Here is a 15,542-nt window from a genome sequence, read left to right as displayed (position 1 = left end):
ATTTTTAATCGTTAACCTCGTTAAGTAGATCAACGTAACGCCGGACAACCCGTGTCGTAGCGGCACCGTCGTTAGCAGTATTCCAGTGACGGTTAAACTGAGTCAAGTCAGTCGCTTCGTCAGCCGTAATTGCTGCTGCCAATTGCGCATTCGTCGTGAGCATTGGACTTGGCAGCCAGTCAGCAAGGTCGCTTTGAACTCCAGGATTTTGTTGATAGGCTGGTAAATCAAAAAGATAAAATAGCAAACTGTGTGCATTAGGCAAGAGGCTGTAGTCGAATGCCACGGAAGAATAATCGGTTACCAAGGTTTCGGCAACCGTCAATAATTCCGTCGTACTCAGGTGTTTCGCCACCACAACCTGGGGGCCCAATTCACGCTGTAACTGTTCCGCGGCGTTCGCTAGGGCCGGGTGGAGCTTAACCACCACCTTAGCCTTAGGATCCGCACGCAACGCTTCCGCTAACCCTTTCGGGGGGGTAAATGTGACCCCTTCGCGATACGTTGGTGCATACAGAATAACCCGCTGGTCAACCAACTCTGGTGCTAACCGCACAACCCGTTCGTGGGTCTGGTCTCGCCAGTTGGGGTCTAACAACCGATCGGAACGTGGGTAACCAAGAACGTGCATCCGCTGGGCTGACGCCCGGTAGCTGCGTTCAAATACTTGGGCCATGGCCGGCGCGCCCACAACATACTCGTCGAAGTGGTCATAGACGGCTTGGAACCGCCGCTGATCACTTGCCGAACGTTCTGGTGTCGTGGGATCCTCCCAACCAAAGCGTTTGATGGCTCCAGCGGCATGCCACAGCTGCACGATCCGCAGATTTGCCGGATGAGCTAGCCCACCGAGAAACGCATAATAATTATCGCAGAATAGGACCCTGGCCCGCATGACAACGGGAATTCCCGTCAGCACGAACCGTAACCCATCCTGAAATTCTTGTATTCGAATCCCGTCGGCTACCAATCGTTTCGCCGCAGCACGTTGCTTAGGCCGATAGAGCACCCACAACTGCCGATCTGGCGGTAACGACTGGGCCATTGCCCGTATAAAAGGGACGTTGTCGTCGAAGCTCATGAGGTAAACCACATCTCGCCGAGACTGCCAACGCCATAGCTGCGACATTAGTCGAACTAACCATAAATAAATCTCTTTCACGTTCATCACCAATATCACTTATTTTCGCTACCCATAACACCGAGAATTATACCACATCTGCCCGGTGAACCTAGAGAATTTTAAAAAGGCTTAAGAAACGGGCGTGAAGCCTATTTGATCACCGTGAGGGACCATGACAATGGTCACAGTCCCTCACCTTTGGTGATTTTTGTTTTTGTGGTTCTAGGTTCTTTGAATTTATGTGGTCGAAACGTGCACTCAAGGGCAGCTGGTTCCGCTTAAACCTGATAAGCAAATAATCCAAGACCAGGATTATCTGCTTATCAGCCTTAATGCTCGCCAGCTAACCGCCCTTGAGCGCACTCTGATCTTTTACCACTTAGGTTCATAGAAATGCCCCAACACCTTCACTGTATCGGAGATGCTGACGAAGGCCTTAGGATCGGCCTCTTCCATTGCTGTTTCTAACGCGTCCATTTCGTAACGCGTAATCACCGTGAAGAGAATCGTCTTCTCATCGTGATGGTACGCCCCTTCTGCGCCGTGGACAATCGTGATCCCCCGTCGCATGTGGTTCTGAATACTATCGATAACCGTCTTAGGTCGATCCGTAATGACCATGACCTGCATCCGCTGCTGCCGCGTAAACGTCATGTCGATAACCTTGGCATTCACGTAGAGTCCCAGTGCTGAATACAGGGCGTACGGCCAGCCATAAACGAAGCCCGCACTGATTACAATCAGACTGTTGAAGGCAATGTTAATGGTCCCCATGCTTCGCCCGGTCTTCCGCCGAACAACAATTCCAATGATATCCAACCCACCGGTAGAGATCCCATTTTTCAACGCGAACCCGGTTCCGAAGCCGTTGACAGCTCCCCCGAAGATCGCACAGATAATGGGGTCACTGGTTAAATGGATTGGTTGAATCAACCGAATCATAATCGACGCAAATAGCACACAAATAAAGGTAAACACAGTGAACGTTTTACCAATCTGTTTCCACGCCAACACGAACATGGGGATGTTAATCAAGAACAATCCCAAGGCGGTGTTGATGTGAAAGGCTCCGAGACCCGTGGTTAACGTGTTAACCAATTGGGCCAGTCCGGTCACCCCTGAAGAATAAATTTTACCAGGCGTCCAGAAGAAGTTCACCGCGATCGACACCAGCAATCCATAAAAGAACGCTACGGAAAACTTTGTCGTGTAGGTATGCCGTTTCATTAACTGCTGCACATCATCCATGATTTAAAACCCGACCTCACTTATTTCCATCGTTGTTATTGCTCGGCTTAGTATAGCATTTATCCCCCGTGGCGGCCACGGCCAAACTGGTCTCTTAGTGACTTCTAATCTTTCCAGTTCTGGGCAATGAAGGCCGCCCGACCCCCGGCTTCCTGTTCGGCAAAAACACGAGGATTCTTCTTATAGAATTCTTGATGCCGTTCTTCCGCCACATAAAACGGTTTAACATCCTCAATTTTGGTAACAATTGGCTGGTCAAACTGCTCGCGATCCTGGAGGGCCTGACGAGAGGCCTCGGCGACGGCACGTTGGTTCGGACTGCTGACAAAGATAACGGGGCGGTAGTTGTCACCCCTGTCCTGAAACTGGCCACTAGCGTCGGTTGGGTCCGTTTGTTGCCAATACAGGCTGACCAATTTATCGTAAGAAATAACCTGCGGATCGAACCAAATCTTCACGGCCTCCGTGTGACCGGTTGTCTGACTTTTGACCTGTTCGTAGGTCGGATTAGGGACAGTTCCTCCGGTATAGCCCGACAGAACTTTTTGAATACCAGGTAACGTTTCAAAAGGTTGGACCATGCACCAAAAACACCCACCCGCAAAAATCGCTGTTTCCGTTTCACTCATCATAATCACTCCAATTTCTAATGCTTCTATTAAACGTCTTTTCGCCGCCCAGGTCAACCCGTCACCGGGTGAACCACCATCAGTGCCCAATGTTTAGGGGGATCTCTATTAGAAAAAGACCGAGCGATCACCCAGATGAGTGATCGCTCGGTCTCATTAACTTAGTCTCTTAGTTGTCCGGAATATGGCCTACTTATCGGCTGGTTCGTCGGGCGTAATCTGTAAGTCCAAGTCAACCAATTGCTTATCAGCAACCGTGCTTGGCGCTTCTGTCATAGGTTCAGTGGCCTTCGAATTCTTAGGGAAGGCAATCACATCGCGAATGTTGTCGCGCTTAGCCAACAGACGGGCGAAACGGTCCAACCCGATAGCTAAACCACCATGAGGTGGGAACCCGTAATCCAAGGCTCTCAGTAAGAAGCCAAATTGCTTGTCGGCACGTTCAGGCGTAAAGCCTAAGGCCTTCAGCATCTTCATTTGGAGTTCACGGGTGTGAATCCGGATGGATCCCCCACCTAATTCCAAACCGTTCAGGATGATGTCGTAACTCTGTGCATAGGCCTTGTGTGGATCTTCGCCGTCGTTCAAGTAGTGCGCATCCCCTTCAGCAGGCATCGTGAATGGGTGATGGGCGGGAACCCAACGCTTCAAGTCGACATCGTAGTCGAACAGTGGCCAGTTGACGATCCAAAGGAAGGCCCACTTGTTCTGGTCGATCATGTCTAATTCCTTAGCAATGGCAACCCGTAAGTAACCCAGAGTCTGGGCAACGACACGCTTGGAGTCAGCGGCAAACAACAGCAGGTCACCACTCTTAGCACCGGTAGCTGCGGTGATCTGGTCGAACCAGTCACCTTCCTTGAAGAACTTCGCGATTGGGCCACTGAAACCGTCATCGGTCACCTTCATCCAAGCCAAACCCTTAGCACCGAAGCGTTCGATGTATTGGCCGTACTTGTCGATATCCTTACGGCTGTACTTGTCAGCACCACCAGGAACGGCGATCGCCTTGACTTGACCACCGTTAGCAACGGCGCCAGAGAAGACCTTGAAGTCGGTGTTGGCCATGATAGCCGACAAGTCCTTCAATTCCATCCCGAACCGGACATCTGGTTGGTCGGTCCCGAAGCGCGCCATGGAGTCGTCCCAGTCCATCCGTTCGAATGGTAACTTGACGTCCACGTTCAACGTGTCCTTCATGACCTTTGCGATCAAGCCTTCGGTGATGTCTTGAATTTCTTCAGCGGTCAGGAAAGATGTTTCCATATCGATCTGCGTAAATTCAGGTTGACGGTCACCCCGTAAGTCTTCGTCACGGAAACAACGGGCAATTTGGTAGTAGCGGTCAAAGCCAGAACCCATTAACAACTGTTTGAACAGTTGTGGGGATTGTGGCAAAGCGTAGAAGTGACCCTTGTAGATCCGTGAAGGCACTAGGTAGTCGCGGGCACCTTCTGGCGTCGACTTGGTTAAGTCTGGCGTCTCGATATCGACAAAACCATTTTGGTCGAAGTAACTGTGAACGGATTGCACGATCCGGTTACGCAGCATCAATGACCGTTGCATTTCTGGACGACGTAAGTCCAGGTAACGGTACTTCAACCGTAAGTCATCGGAGGCATTGACGTTATCTTTGATTTCAAATGGTAAATCTTTGGCCTTGTTTAAGAGGTTGATGCCGGTAACCCGAACTTCAACCTTCCCGGTCCGCATGTCAGGATTGATTTCCTTTGGCGTCCGGGCCACAACCGTTCCTTGAACTTCGATCACGTATTCGCTACGAAGCTGGTCGGCCACGGCTAAGGCTTCTTTGTCGTATTCTTCACTGAAGACCAATTGAACTAAGCCTTCACGGTCGCGTAGATCGACGAAGATCAGGCTCCCAAGGTCCCGGCGCTTCTGCACCCAACCCTTTAAAACGACAGTCTGATCGAGGTATTGTTCATCGACTAAACCGGCGTAAGTGGTCCGCTTTAAATTCTTTTCCATAACTTTTCCCCTCTTATTTTGCCGTAAACTTGGTAGCCACGACGTTTTCAAAATCTTGATAAATATCGGCTAATGGGACGCTGATTTCTTCACCCGTGGCCATGGACTTCAGGTTAGCCGTTTGGTCAGCCAGTTCCTGACTCCCAATCGTCAACGTGTAAGCTGCCGACAACCGGTTGGCCGTCTTGAATTGGGCCTTAGGCTTACGACCCAGGTAGTCTCTGTCGGCGGTTAAACCAGCCGCTCTGATCGACTGAACCAACTTCAGGGTTTCCAATGACGTTTCGTCACCGATGCCGACGACGTAGACATCTAAGGCGTTGTCGTTGGGCACAGCGACCTTCTCGGCTTGCATCAGTAAGACAAGACGTTCCACCCCAAGACCGAAACCAACACCAGGCATGTCAGGTCCACCCAGTTCTTCCACGAGACCGTTGTAGCGGCCCCCGGCAAGAACCGTGGTGTAGCCTTCACCCAAGGCCGGTGAATCGGCCATGATTTCAAAGATGGTGTGGTTGTAGTAATCCAGTCCCCGCACCATGGTGGCATCGACGTCATAGGCAATGCCTAGCGCGTCTAAGCTGGCCTTAACCCGGTCGAAGTGACTGGTAGCGGCTGGCGTTAGAAAGTCCAAGATGGACGGCGCATCGGCTACAATCGCCTGGTCATGCTGGTCCTTGCTGTCGAGAACTCGCAATGGGTTCTTGTGCAGACGGACTTTGGAGTCGTCACTCAGTTCATCAAAGTGAGGTTCCAAGAAGTCGATCAAGGCTTGACGATAAGCGTCACGAGATTCCTTGTCACCCAAGGTGTTCAAGGCCAACCGCAAATGCTTCAAGCCTAACTTACTGAGGAGTGTCATCCCCAGGGCAATGACTTCAACATCTAATTCAGGAGCATCACTCCCAAAGGCTTCCACCCCGATCTGATGGAATTGACGTTGCCGACCTGATTGGGGCCGTTCGTAACGGAACATCGGTCCCATGTAGTAAACCTTGTAAGGCTTCTGGGTCTCGGGACCGTAAAGCTTGTTTTCAACAAACGCCCGAACAACGCCGGCCGTTCCTTCTGGCCGTAAGGAGAGGTGGCGATCACCCTTGTCCTTAAAGTCATACATTTCCTTAGTCACAATGTCGGACGTATCACCCGAGGTACGTGAGAAGACCTCAAAATTTTCAAACATGGGGGTCCGAATCTCATCGAAACGGTAAGTCGCAAACAGCTTGCGGGCCGTGGCTTCGACGTACTGCCAGATCTGTGAATCACCGGGTAAGATGTCGGCCGTTCCCTTTGGTCGTTGATAACGCATGAGCATTCTCCCTTTCTACGCCTGCTGAAAATAAAAAACGCCCCTGTCAATAGACAAGGGCGCAGGTATGCACGGTACCACCTTTAATAATTTCTCTGCAGGATAACGTTGCAAACGAATGACGGACAACCGTCATTAGCCTCAAAAGTGTCTTCGAAGTCACACCGCTAACCGCTCTCAGCAACACGGTCTCTCTGGAAACGGGCTTTCCTCTACTAATCTTTCTCATTGGCAATCTATTTTATTCTTCCTAAGCTTACTGAAATGGACGTGAAAAGTCAAGGCGACTTACCTGAAATTTAACGGGAATGAAAGCCTGGCGTGGTATAATAAAAGCTAATTTATTTAAGGAGATTTCATATGCATTTTAAACCACGCAACTGGCCGGGAATTATCACCGCGCTAGCCATCCTCTTGGTTGCCGGCGGGCTACTCTTTAGCTTCACCCGCAACAACTCTGTGACCGCCACCATTAGTAACCTTAACCTGCGTGACGGGCCCGGATTGACCTACAAGGTCACCCATAAAATTGAAAAAAATACCCGCCTCACCATTATCGGTGAAAAGGATAACTGGTACCACGTCCGCGATCACAACAACCACTTCGGGTGGGTCGCTAGCTGGCTGGTCGATCATCCTGGCAAATTGAAGCGAGCCACCAGCCTCTCCGAAGCCACCATCGTTCTCGATCCGGGACACGGGGGCAACGACTCCGGCGCCCTCTCCATCGATCAGAAACATAACGAGAAAACTTACACGTTGGCCCTAGCACAACAGGTAGCCAAGCAACTCCGCGCAACCGGGGCTCACGTTATCATGACCCGTGACAGTGACAAGTACGTCAGCCTGGCGGATCGGCCGTCGTTGGCCAATACCAAACAGGCCAGTGCCTTCATCAGCTTTCATTTTGACTCCTCACCCTCCAGTAACTTAGCTTCCGGGGCTACGACCTACTATTACCACCGCGACACGTCCTATGAGTTGGCTGAAGACATCAATGGTGAGATGAACGATCTGCCTCTCCAGAACCGCGGCATTAAGTACGGCAACTTCGAGGTTATTCGGGACAATAATCGGCCTTCCCTGTTGCTCGAAATGGGTTATATCAACACCAAGAAGGACTTCCACTACATTCAAAGTACCCAGTATCAAAAACAAGTGGCGACCCGGGTCGTCAAGGGTTTGAACACCTACTTTAAGGCCGGTAACGCTTAGCCGTGGTGTTACAATAGACTTGTCAGAGGGCGTCGTTAGTCAGGATCATCTGGCTCACGGCGTCCTTTATTTTCGTGAAAGAAGGTTTTTCAATGTTATCTTCTGAATGGCTAGCACAGCTTCCCCTCCAACAGGTCACCGGAGTTGATCCGGTCTCCGGTGGCGACATCAACGATGCCTACCGCCTCCAGACTGCCGAGGGACCCTACTTTCTGCTGGTTCAACCGCACACACCGGCCGCTTTTTATGACCACGAGGTCGCGGGTCTCCAGGCCTTGGGTCAGGCCATCAATGTGCCCGAGGTCATTGGCTCGGGTCAAATCGACGGCGATGCCTATCTGCTGCTGGAATTTCTGGAAATTGGCCAAGGTAGTCAGCGCGAACTGGGTGCGGCCGTAGCTCGGGTTCACCAAATTACTGCCCCACAATTTGGCTTTGATCAGAACAATTTAACCGATAAGCTACCTAAGAACAATGCTTGGCAGGACGACTGGACGACGTTTTATCTGAAACAACGTCTCGATCCCCTGGTTAAACGCGCCCAGGAACATCACCTCTGGAATGCCAACCGGCAACAAGCTTACGATCGGGTTCGCCAGAACATCATCGATGAGAACCGCGACCGAAAGATTACGCCAGCCTTACTTCATGGCGATCTGTGGTCCGGCAATTACCTCTTCACGGCCGATGGCACCCCGACCTTGATCGATCCCGACGTGTTGTACGGTGACCGTGAGTTTGATCTCGCCATGACCACCATCTTCGGTGGCTTCTCCGCCGATTTCTATCGTGGTTATCAGGAACGTTATCCGTTGACGGCGGGCTATCAGGAACGACTGCCACACTACCAACTCTATTACCTCTTGGCCCATCTGAATCTCTTCGGGGAAACCTATGGCGGGGCTGTGGATAGTGTATTGGCCCGCGGCTAAAAATTTTAGGTGAGTTAAAGGCGTCCTACCGGGATCGGGTGGGACGCCTTATTTTTGAGCAATTCTACATGGTCGAAACCGTATAAAAAAGACAGCCGACTCCGCTTAACACTGATAGCCAAGAGATCCCAAAACGAGATTTCTCGGTTATCACCGTTAATACTCGCCGGTTAAACGCCTTTTTTACACTCTTAGCCATTCCTGCAGCTCAGCCATCTGGGTCACCCGAACCTCTGGTTGGCTCTCATCGACAATCATGTGCTCTGGATCAAACAGTGCCCCGGCCATACCAGCGCGGTGACCCGCGGCGATATCCAAGTTGCGGTCACCAACCATAATAGCTGTCTTGGGGTCGATATCATAACGTGTCAACAGGGACTGGAGTCCACTGGGATCAGGCTTACGGGGAAAGTGGTCATCGGCCGTTACCATGTCGGTGAAGTCATCCGCTAAGCCCAGATCCGCTAAGAAGTCTAATGCGCCCTTATCACGATGCGTTTCCAGATAGTTATGACCGCCAGCAGCCACGATCGCTGACAACAGATCGGTCACCCCAGCGAAGACCCCGGCATCGGCAATTGCCTCACCCACAGACCGTTGATAAATCTTTCGCAGGCGGGCTTCATCCAGCTGGTATTCGGCTGTGAACCGTTGAAAGGCCGTGCCCACACTGTGTTGCCGCATGGCTTGATAGATGGCCTCCGTATCAATCTCAAAATCATTGACCCCACTGGCTACCAGGGCGTCGCTAAAGGCCCGCACCATCCCCGGGTAGGTGTTCACCAGCGTGCCATCAAAATCCCAAAAATAATGTTGATAACGCATCATTTTCCTCCTAAAAAAGGAGCCGGACTGTGCCGACCCCTCGTGATCATTGGTTTATTTATGATCCGTGTCAAACCAGATCGTGACTGGCCCGTCATTCACTAGGGCCACCTGCATGTCCGCCCCAAAGATACCGGTTGCGACGGGAATCCCCGTGGCCGCCATCTTTTGGTTGAACTCGTCATAAATCTTTTCGGCATGGGCCGGGTCACCGGCATCCACGAAGCTCGGCCGATTCCCCTTCTTGGTGTTGGCATAGAGTGTGAATTGGGATACCGACAGCACGCTGCCATCGACGTCGTTTAGACTCAGATTCATCTTGTCATCGGCGTCTTCAAATACCCGCAACTTGCTAATCTTGCGTACCAGGTAGTCAACCTCTTCGCTAGTGTCGCTATCCTCGGCACCCACCAACAAGCAAAAACCCTTCTTGATAGCACCGTGAACTTCACCATCAATGGTAACGGAAGCCTCACTTACTTTTTGCAATAAAATTCGCATATTGACCCTCTTTTAGTGGAACGCCCGCTTAACAACATAGACGTCCGCAATGTTTTTAATTGTATCCATAATACGCTGTAGTTCGACCAGATTCCGCGTGCCCAAGCTAATGGAGATGGTGGCCATCTTGTTGTGGTCAACCTTCCCATTAATCGACGTGAGGTATTTAGTACTGTTGTTAATGGACCGCAACACATCGTTCAGTAGCCCGTTACGGTTGTACCCTTGGACTTCGATATCGGCGTTGTAGTTGGTCTTATCGCCCGCCAGATTCCCCCAGCGAACCGCCACAATTCGTTCGCCATTATCCTCGGCATGCCGGACATTCGGACAATCCTTCCGGTGCACGGAAACCCCGCGCCCCTTGGTGATGTACCCGATGATGTCATCGCCGGGAACCGGTGAACAACAGTGACTCAACCGAATCAACAGGTTGTCGACACCTTCGATAACTACGCCATCGCTGTCTTTATTCTTACGATCCTTCTTGTCATTGTCGGAATCATTCTTGATCGTTTGATGCTCTTCCAACAATTCATGTTCTTCTTGCCGGCGGCGTTCATTTTCAGCGGCTTGACGGACATCATCCGTCAACCGGTTCACTACACCGCGTGGCTGAACATCCCCGAAACCAATCGCCGCTAACAGGTCATCGGCGTGTTGATAGTGCATCTTACCAATGACCTTTTCCATGTTGGCCTTGGTCATCAGGGCCTTAGGATCATAACCCATTTCACGTAAGAGCCGTTCGATAGAATCCTGTCCTTGAACGATATTCTTTTCGCGATCACTCTGCCGGAAGAACTGCTTGATCTTGTTTCGGGCTCGCCGCGTCGAGACCAGCTTCATCCAATCCCGACTGGGACCGGCCGAACTGGACGACGTGCGAATATCCACGATATCCCCGTTCTTAATCTCATAGTTCAGGGGAACAATCTTCCCGTTGATGGTCGCTCCGGTGGTATGGTGCCCCACCTCGGTGTGGATGGCATAGGCCATGTCCAATGGTCCAGCCCCCTTCGGTAGTTCCAGCACGTCACCCTTAGGGGTAAACGCGTAGACGTGGTCGCCGAAGAGTTCTCCCTTGACGCTGTCCATAAAGTCGGAGGCATCATCGGTATCTTCTTGTAATTCAATAATGTGCTTGAAAATGTTGAGCTTGTCACCGGAGTTGGTTTCTTGAACCTTGTCCTTGACCCCTTCTTTGTAAGCCCAGTGTGCCGCAACCCCATATTCGGCCACGGCATGCATTTCCTTAGTTCGGATTTGCACTTCGAGCGGCTTACCTTCGGGTCCAATCACCGTGGTATGCAGGGATTGGTACATGTTAGCCTTCGGCATCGCGATGTAGTCCTTGAAACGACCAGGCATGGGCTTCCACTGAGAGTGGATCGCCCCGAGCACCGCGTAACAATCCTTGATGGTGTCCACGATGACACGGATGGCCAGGAGATCATAGATTTGGCTAAATTGCTTGTGTTGATCCTTCATCTTCCGGTAAACGGAATAGATGTGCTTGGGCCGCCCATAGATCTCGGGCTTTAAATTCAGGTCCGCAATGGACGACTGAATCACCTTGATGGCGGCCGCAATGTACTGTTCCCGTTGGTCTCGCCGTGAATTCATGAGGTGCACGATCCGGTAATACTGTTGTGGGTTCAGGTAGCGCAGTGAAACGTCCTCGAGCTCCCACTTGATCGTACTAATCCCTAAGCGATCGGCCAGTGGGGCGTAAATCTCCAACGTTTCATTGGCAATCCGCCGTTGCTTGTCCGGTCGTAGGTGTTGCAAGGTCCGCATGTTATGAAGGCGATCGGCCAATTTGACAATCATGACCCGAATATCCTTGGACATCGCCAGCAGGAGCTTACGGTGATTTTCCGCCAACTGCTCTCGGTTCGACTTGTATTTAATCTTCCCGAGCTTGGTAACGCCGTCCACAATCAAGGCCACGTCGTCACCGAAGAGTTCACGCACGTCACTCAACGTCACCCCGGTATCTTCCACGATGTCGTGTAAGAACCCGGCGGAAACCGTTTCGGGATCCATGTTCAGATCGGCCAAAATTCCTGCCACCTGAATCGGATGCATGATGTAAGGTTCGCCAGATTGACGGAATTGATCCTTATGAGCCACCGTCGCAAAATGACAGGCTTTAACCACCATTTCCACGTGTTGTGCATTCATATATTTGCTAACTCGAGCAATTACTTCTTCAGCTGTCCAGACGCGTTCCTTGGTCATATTGAACGCCACCACCCTTAAATTTTAAAATTTATGATTCGACAGATTTCTTCGTTTGTGTTAACCCGTAGCCTAAATAGGACAGGCAGAGATAAACAATTGCAAAATACCGGGTATATTGTGGTAAGAAAAGCATTGACCCGATTAAATAAACAACCGGCCAAACGATGACCCACCAACCGGGTTGTGACCGGCGAAAGATCCAGCGCCCCAACATCACGGCTAACAGCCCATTAATAACGATTAAGAGACCCCCAAAACGCCAAACCGGGCTAATTCCAATCCAAGTTGCTAATGCCGGGACTACTAAACCCATTCCCAGGCTAACCAGCCAGTAGCGCCAGCCGATTCTTTCTAGAACTGCCATATGCCCTCACCCATCTCTCATGATAATTGCAACCATTTTAGCATGTTTTCAGCTAGATTTCATTAAGTTATCTTGGGGTTTGTAACTCCAAGACCATTGATGTAGCCGCCAAGAGATACAACGGGGCCGTTTCGGTCCGTAAAATTCGCGGTCCCAGGCCTACCAGTGTCGTCTGGGCTGCCGTCGCCTGAGCAACTTCGGCGGGACTAATCCCACCCTCTGGACCGAAGATCGTCAGGAGCGTTTGCCCTGGCGTCAAAGCCGTTAGCTGTTGATTTAAGGCACTCTGCTCCCCTTGTTTGGCTGATTCCTCATAAGCCATCAAACGGACGTCCACCGGCTGCTTAAGCACGTCAGCCAGGCTCGCCGCATAGGTGACCTCTGGCCGGTGTAGACGATGAGATTGTTCGGCCGCCGCCGCGGCGATCTTATTCAATCGTGCGACCTTCTTACCAACTTTATTACCTTGCCATTTAGCCACCGACCAATCGGCAGCGTAAAAGATAATGTTGGTAACGCCTAATTCCGTGGCCTTCTGGGTAATCCATTCGGCCTTCTCTTGCTTCGGTAATCCACAGGCAATGGTCACGGCCACCGGTAATTCAACCTCTGGTGTCGGCACCGCCGTCAGCGTCACCGTAGGGGCGGGTTCCATGCCCGTGAGTGCTCCCACAAAGAGGTGGGCCGTATCATCGACGAATTCCGCTCGATCGCCTACTTGAGCCCGCATAACTCGGAGCCAGTGACGGGCAATCGTTTCCGGTAAGGCTAGTTGATCGCCAGTCTGATGCGGATCATCTAAGAAATAACGTTGCATGCCTACTCATCCTCCGTTGGTTTGTGGGCAATCACGCCACGCCAATCCTTCATTTGTAGAATGTTATCAATAATAAAGCCTTGTTTCTTCTGCGCGGCCACGACGGTCTCAAGCTTGTCGGCAATGATCCCCGACGTCAGAAAGTAACCGCCAGGGGTCAGGTTTTCCCAAGCTTGTGGGACCAGTGGCAGAATAATCTCGGCCAAAATGTTAGCCACAACCAGATTGACCGGTTGGTGAATCCCTTTCAAGAGGTCATTGGGTTTAGCCACGACATCACTGGCTGCGGGATTCAAATCGAGGTTGGTCTTAGCCGAACGCACTGCCACCTCGTCGAGGTCAAAGGCGGTAATGTCCTTAACTCCCATGAGCTTGGCGGCAATACTCAACACACCAGAACCCGTTCCCACGTCATACATGGTTTCGCCACCGCGAACCACCATTTCTAAGGCCGTCAGTGACAGCCGCGTGGTCGGGTGAGTTCCCGTGCCAAAGGCCATCCCGGGGTCCAACCGAATCACTTTTTCCTCGGCCTGTTCAGGTTGGTAATCTTCCCAACTTGGCGTTACCGTTAGATAGCGAGTCACCCGGACGGGATGGTAGTATTTCTGCCAAGCCGTGGCCCAACTCACGTCATCGACGGCGGCCGTTGTTACGGTACCCGGTAATGGATCTAGGCCAAACTTAGCCAGATCGGCAACTCGTTGCTTAATCGTGGGGAGAACCTCGGGGATGAAGACCGTTTCTGGATAGTACGCGGTAATCTCGGCCCCATGATCGCGATGCGGAATCGTTGCCAAATCCATAATTTCGCCGAACTTACCGGCTTTTAAATTCTTGAAGTCCGCGGCGTCGTCAATTTTGACTCCACTGGCCCCGGCTTCCTGTAAAATGTTACTGACGGCTTCGACCGCTTCATTGGTCGTCAGCACGCTGACTGCTGTCCATTCCATAAGTGACGTCCTCCTTGAAAAATTTAATTAAAAAAAGAGCCAGGACAACAACTTGTCGCTAGCTCACCACTAAAACATTTAAAAATATCGCTTTAGATCTTTTCGGCATCGGTCGGATTTTCAGCGTCCTTGTGATCCCGCTGGGCTAGACGTGTTTCTAAGTAATCTAACATATCCGCCTCATTTTGGAATACACGCGGATGCTTCTGTTTGTGCAGCCGCAAATCAATTTCGTTAATTCGCTGCCGTCCGGTCCACGTATGCCCATAACGAATGATTACCCGGTTATTGAGCGAATCTCGACCAAATTTGAAGACATACACACTTTCGGGTGCCATCAACGGCCGAATATACGACTTTTCGTAACGATAGTTATGTTGCCGTAAGAATTGCTTGGTTCGACTCAGCATGGTAATCACCTCCTAATGACTATTTACTCGTTCCTCATTCCAATCGCCCGAAACCCAGGCGGATTAAAATGTATCAATAATTGATAATAGTTGATTTTACTAACGATTGCAAGCGAAACGACGCGGAATCCAGCAATTTTTGATCGCCGATTTCCAAAAACGTGGTCTCCCTCTGAAACCACTTACATTTTACCATAGTTTTAGATGGGCTTCTATCAAAAGTCTTGTCTCCCAGCGGTCCAACCCCCGCATATTGGTTGCAATTTATAATAAGATCGTTAAAAATATAAATAAGAACTATTTTTGTGAAGGAGGAGTCATTTTGCTTAAAGAATTTAAGGAGTTTATCGCCCGAGGAAACGTCATGGACCTAGCCGTTGGGGTCATCGTTGGGGCTGCCTTTACCGCCATTGTGAATTCCCTGGTGGACAACCTCATCAACCCCCTGCTAGGAATCTTCATTGGTAGCATCGATTTCTCTGATCTAGTCTTCAGCGTTGGCAAGGCGCATTTCAAGTATGGGGCCTTCATCAACTCGATTATTAACTTCCTCATTATTGCCTTCGTCGTCTTCCTCTTAATCAAATTGATTAATAAGCTCGTGGCCAAGAAACCCGAACCAGAAGTGGATAGTACTACGGCAGAGGAACGTTATCTCAAGGAAATCGTGGACCTGCTTAAGGAAAAGAATTAGAGTTATCGGACATCCCCAGCAATGGAGATGTTTTTTTGTACGACGAATTTACAATTGAAGTGCAACGCTAATTAGAACATAAAAGAAGACTCATAGCCTGAGCCCTTGTAAAATGGAATCACCACAACACCATTACAAGGAGGACTCAGACTATGAGCCTGTATCATCATCTTACCTTAAAAGAACGAGAAATCATACTGACAGGTTTAACTTTAAAATATTCCCTTCGGCTTATTGCTAAGAAAGTAGGATGCTCTAAGGCAACTGTATCACGAGAAATTAGACG

16 protein-coding genes are annotated in these 15,542 nt (G+C 50.6%); 4 read left to right on the top strand and 12 right to left on the bottom strand.

Annotation, left to right across the window (positions count from 1 at the left end; genetic code table 11):
• Positions 1-4: 4 nt before the first annotated feature.
• From EKM70_RS04550 to hisS, 5 genes are all read right to left on the bottom strand, one after another.
• Entirely contained in the window at positions 5-1,129 is a 1,125-nt protein-coding gene (locus EKM70_RS04550; protein WP_125545678.1) for a CDP-glycerol glycerophosphotransferase family protein, read from the bottom strand.
• 366 nt (positions 1,130-1,495) lie between these two features.
• A complete protein-coding gene (locus EKM70_RS04545; RefSeq protein WP_125545676.1) occupies positions 1,496-2,371 on the bottom strand; it encodes a YitT family protein in 876 nt (291 codons plus the stop codon).
• A gap of 104 nt (positions 2,372-2,475) precedes the next feature.
• Positions 2,476-3,000 carry a peptide-methionine (S)-S-oxide reductase MsrA gene (msrA, locus tag EKM70_RS04540; protein WP_125545674.1) on the bottom strand — a complete coding sequence of 175 codons (525 nt, stop codon included), beginning with the start codon at positions 2,998-3,000 and terminating at the stop codon, positions 2,476-2,478.
• A gap of 189 nt (positions 3,001-3,189) precedes the next feature.
• Complete coding sequence (gene aspS / locus EKM70_RS04535; protein WP_125545672.1) at positions 3,190-4,989, bottom strand: aspartate--tRNA ligase; 1,800 nt, start codon at positions 4,987-4,989, stop codon at positions 3,190-3,192.
• 13 nt (positions 4,990-5,002) lie between these two features.
• Positions 5,003-6,298, bottom strand: coding sequence for a histidine--tRNA ligase (hisS, locus tag EKM70_RS04530; RefSeq protein WP_125545670.1), 1,296 nt, complete (start codon positions 6,296-6,298; stop codon positions 5,003-5,005).
• Between the two features lie 360 nt (positions 6,299-6,658).
• On the opposite strand from hisS, the gene EKM70_RS04525 reads away from it, so the two are divergent.
• Both EKM70_RS04525 and EKM70_RS04520 read left to right on the top strand, forming a co-directional pair.
• Positions 6,659-7,513, top strand: a complete 855-nt coding sequence (locus tag EKM70_RS04525; RefSeq protein WP_125545668.1) for an N-acetylmuramoyl-L-alanine amidase — start codon at positions 6,659-6,661, stop codon at positions 7,511-7,513.
• Between the two features lie 92 nt (positions 7,514-7,605).
• Positions 7,606-8,445, top strand: coding sequence for a fructosamine kinase family protein (locus tag EKM70_RS04520; protein ID WP_125545666.1), 840 nt, complete (start codon positions 7,606-7,608; stop codon positions 8,443-8,445).
• Between the two features lie 183 nt (positions 8,446-8,628).
• Here the strand turns inward: EKM70_RS04520 and EKM70_RS04515 are convergent, their stop codons facing one another.
• The 7 genes from EKM70_RS04515 to EKM70_RS04485 all read right to left on the bottom strand — a co-directional run bounded on the left by EKM70_RS04515 (position 8,629) and on the right by EKM70_RS04485 (position 14,562).
• The gene (locus EKM70_RS04515; RefSeq protein WP_125545664.1) at positions 8,629-9,270 is read right to left on the bottom strand and encodes an HAD-IA family hydrolase; all 642 of its coding nucleotides are present in this window, start codon (positions 9,268-9,270) and stop codon (positions 8,629-8,631) included.
• Between the two features lie 54 nt (positions 9,271-9,324).
• The gene (gene dtd, locus EKM70_RS04510; protein ID WP_125545662.1) at positions 9,325-9,771 is read right to left on the bottom strand and encodes a D-aminoacyl-tRNA deacylase; all 447 of its coding nucleotides are present in this window, start codon (positions 9,769-9,771) and stop codon (positions 9,325-9,327) included.
• 12 nt (positions 9,772-9,783) lie between these two features.
• On the bottom strand, positions 9,784-12,015 hold the full coding sequence (locus EKM70_RS04505) for a RelA/SpoT family protein (protein ID WP_125545660.1): 2,232 nt from the start codon (positions 12,013-12,015) through the stop codon (positions 9,784-9,786).
• Positions 12,016-12,046: 31 nt separating this feature from the next.
• A complete protein-coding gene (locus EKM70_RS04500) occupies positions 12,047-12,382 on the bottom strand; it encodes a hypothetical protein (RefSeq protein ID WP_125545658.1) in 336 nt (111 codons plus the stop codon).
• Between the two features lie 67 nt (positions 12,383-12,449).
• The gene (locus EKM70_RS04495) at positions 12,450-13,199 is read right to left on the bottom strand and encodes a 16S rRNA (uracil(1498)-N(3))-methyltransferase (protein ID WP_125545656.1); all 750 of its coding nucleotides are present in this window, start codon (positions 13,197-13,199) and stop codon (positions 12,450-12,452) included.
• Between the two features lie 2 nt (positions 13,200-13,201).
• Entirely contained in the window at positions 13,202-14,152 is a 951-nt protein-coding gene (gene prmA / locus EKM70_RS04490) for a 50S ribosomal protein L11 methyltransferase (RefSeq protein WP_125545654.1), read from the bottom strand.
• Between the two features lie 92 nt (positions 14,153-14,244).
• Positions 14,245-14,562, bottom strand: coding sequence for a hypothetical protein (locus EKM70_RS04485; RefSeq protein WP_057879152.1), 318 nt, complete (start codon positions 14,560-14,562; stop codon positions 14,245-14,247).
• A 322-nt stretch (positions 14,563-14,884) separates the two neighbouring features.
• Between EKM70_RS04485 and mscL the strand changes: the two genes are divergently transcribed.
• Both mscL and EKM70_RS11645 read left to right on the top strand, forming a co-directional pair.
• Complete coding sequence (gene mscL / locus EKM70_RS04480; protein WP_125545652.1) at positions 14,885-15,256, top strand: large-conductance mechanosensitive channel protein MscL; 372 nt, start codon at positions 14,885-14,887, stop codon at positions 15,254-15,256.
• Between the two features lie 152 nt (positions 15,257-15,408).
• On the top strand, positions 15,409-15,542 hold a 134-nt coding region (locus EKM70_RS11645), incomplete at its 3' end, for a helix-turn-helix domain-containing protein (RefSeq protein WP_164506290.1).

Origin of the sequence: Levilactobacillus lindianensis, from assembly GCF_003946095.1 — a bacterium.
In the GTDB taxonomy this organism is placed as follows: domain Bacteria; phylum Bacillota; class Bacilli; order Lactobacillales; family Lactobacillaceae; genus Levilactobacillus; species Levilactobacillus lindianensis.
This window is presented reverse-complemented; position numbering and strand designations above follow the sequence as displayed.

Coding starts and splice junctions, on each gene's coding strand:
- EKM70_RS04550 (WP_125545678.1), bottom strand. CDS start 1,129: ATGTCGCAGCTATGGCGTTGGCAGTCTCGGCGAGATGTGGTTTACCTC.
- EKM70_RS04545 (WP_125545676.1), bottom strand. CDS start 2,371: ATGGATGATGTGCAGCAGTTAATGAAACGGCATACCTACACGACAAAG.
- msrA (WP_125545674.1), bottom strand. CDS start 3,000: ATGAGTGAAACGGAAACAGCGATTTTTGCGGGTGGGTGTTTTTGGTGC.
- aspS (WP_125545672.1), bottom strand. CDS start 4,989: ATGGAAAAGAATTTAAAGCGGACCACTTACGCCGGTTTAGTCGATGAA.
- hisS (WP_125545670.1), bottom strand. CDS start 6,298: ATGCGTTATCAACGACCAAAGGGAACGGCCGACATCTTACCCGGTGAT.
- EKM70_RS04525 (WP_125545668.1), top strand. CDS start 6,659: ATGCATTTTAAACCACGCAACTGGCCGGGAATTATCACCGCGCTAGCC.
- EKM70_RS04520 (WP_125545666.1), top strand. CDS start 7,606: ATGTTATCTTCTGAATGGCTAGCACAGCTTCCCCTCCAACAGGTCACC.
- EKM70_RS04515 (WP_125545664.1), bottom strand. CDS start 9,270: ATGCGTTATCAACATTATTTTTGGGATTTTGATGGCACGCTGGTGAAC.
- dtd (WP_125545662.1), bottom strand. CDS start 9,771: ATGCGAATTTTATTGCAAAAAGTAAGTGAGGCTTCCGTTACCATTGAT.
- EKM70_RS04505 (WP_125545660.1), bottom strand. CDS start 12,015: ATGACCAAGGAACGCGTCTGGACAGCTGAAGAAGTAATTGCTCGAGTT.
- EKM70_RS04500 (WP_125545658.1), bottom strand. CDS start 12,382: ATGGCAGTTCTAGAAAGAATCGGCTGGCGCTACTGGCTGGTTAGCCTG.
- EKM70_RS04495 (WP_125545656.1), bottom strand. CDS start 13,199: ATGCAACGTTATTTCTTAGATGATCCGCATCAGACTGGCGATCAACTA.
- prmA (WP_125545654.1), bottom strand. CDS start 14,152: ATGGAATGGACAGCAGTCAGCGTGCTGACGACCAATGAAGCGGTCGAA.
- EKM70_RS04485 (WP_057879152.1), bottom strand. CDS start 14,562: ATGCTGAGTCGAACCAAGCAATTCTTACGGCAACATAACTATCGTTAC.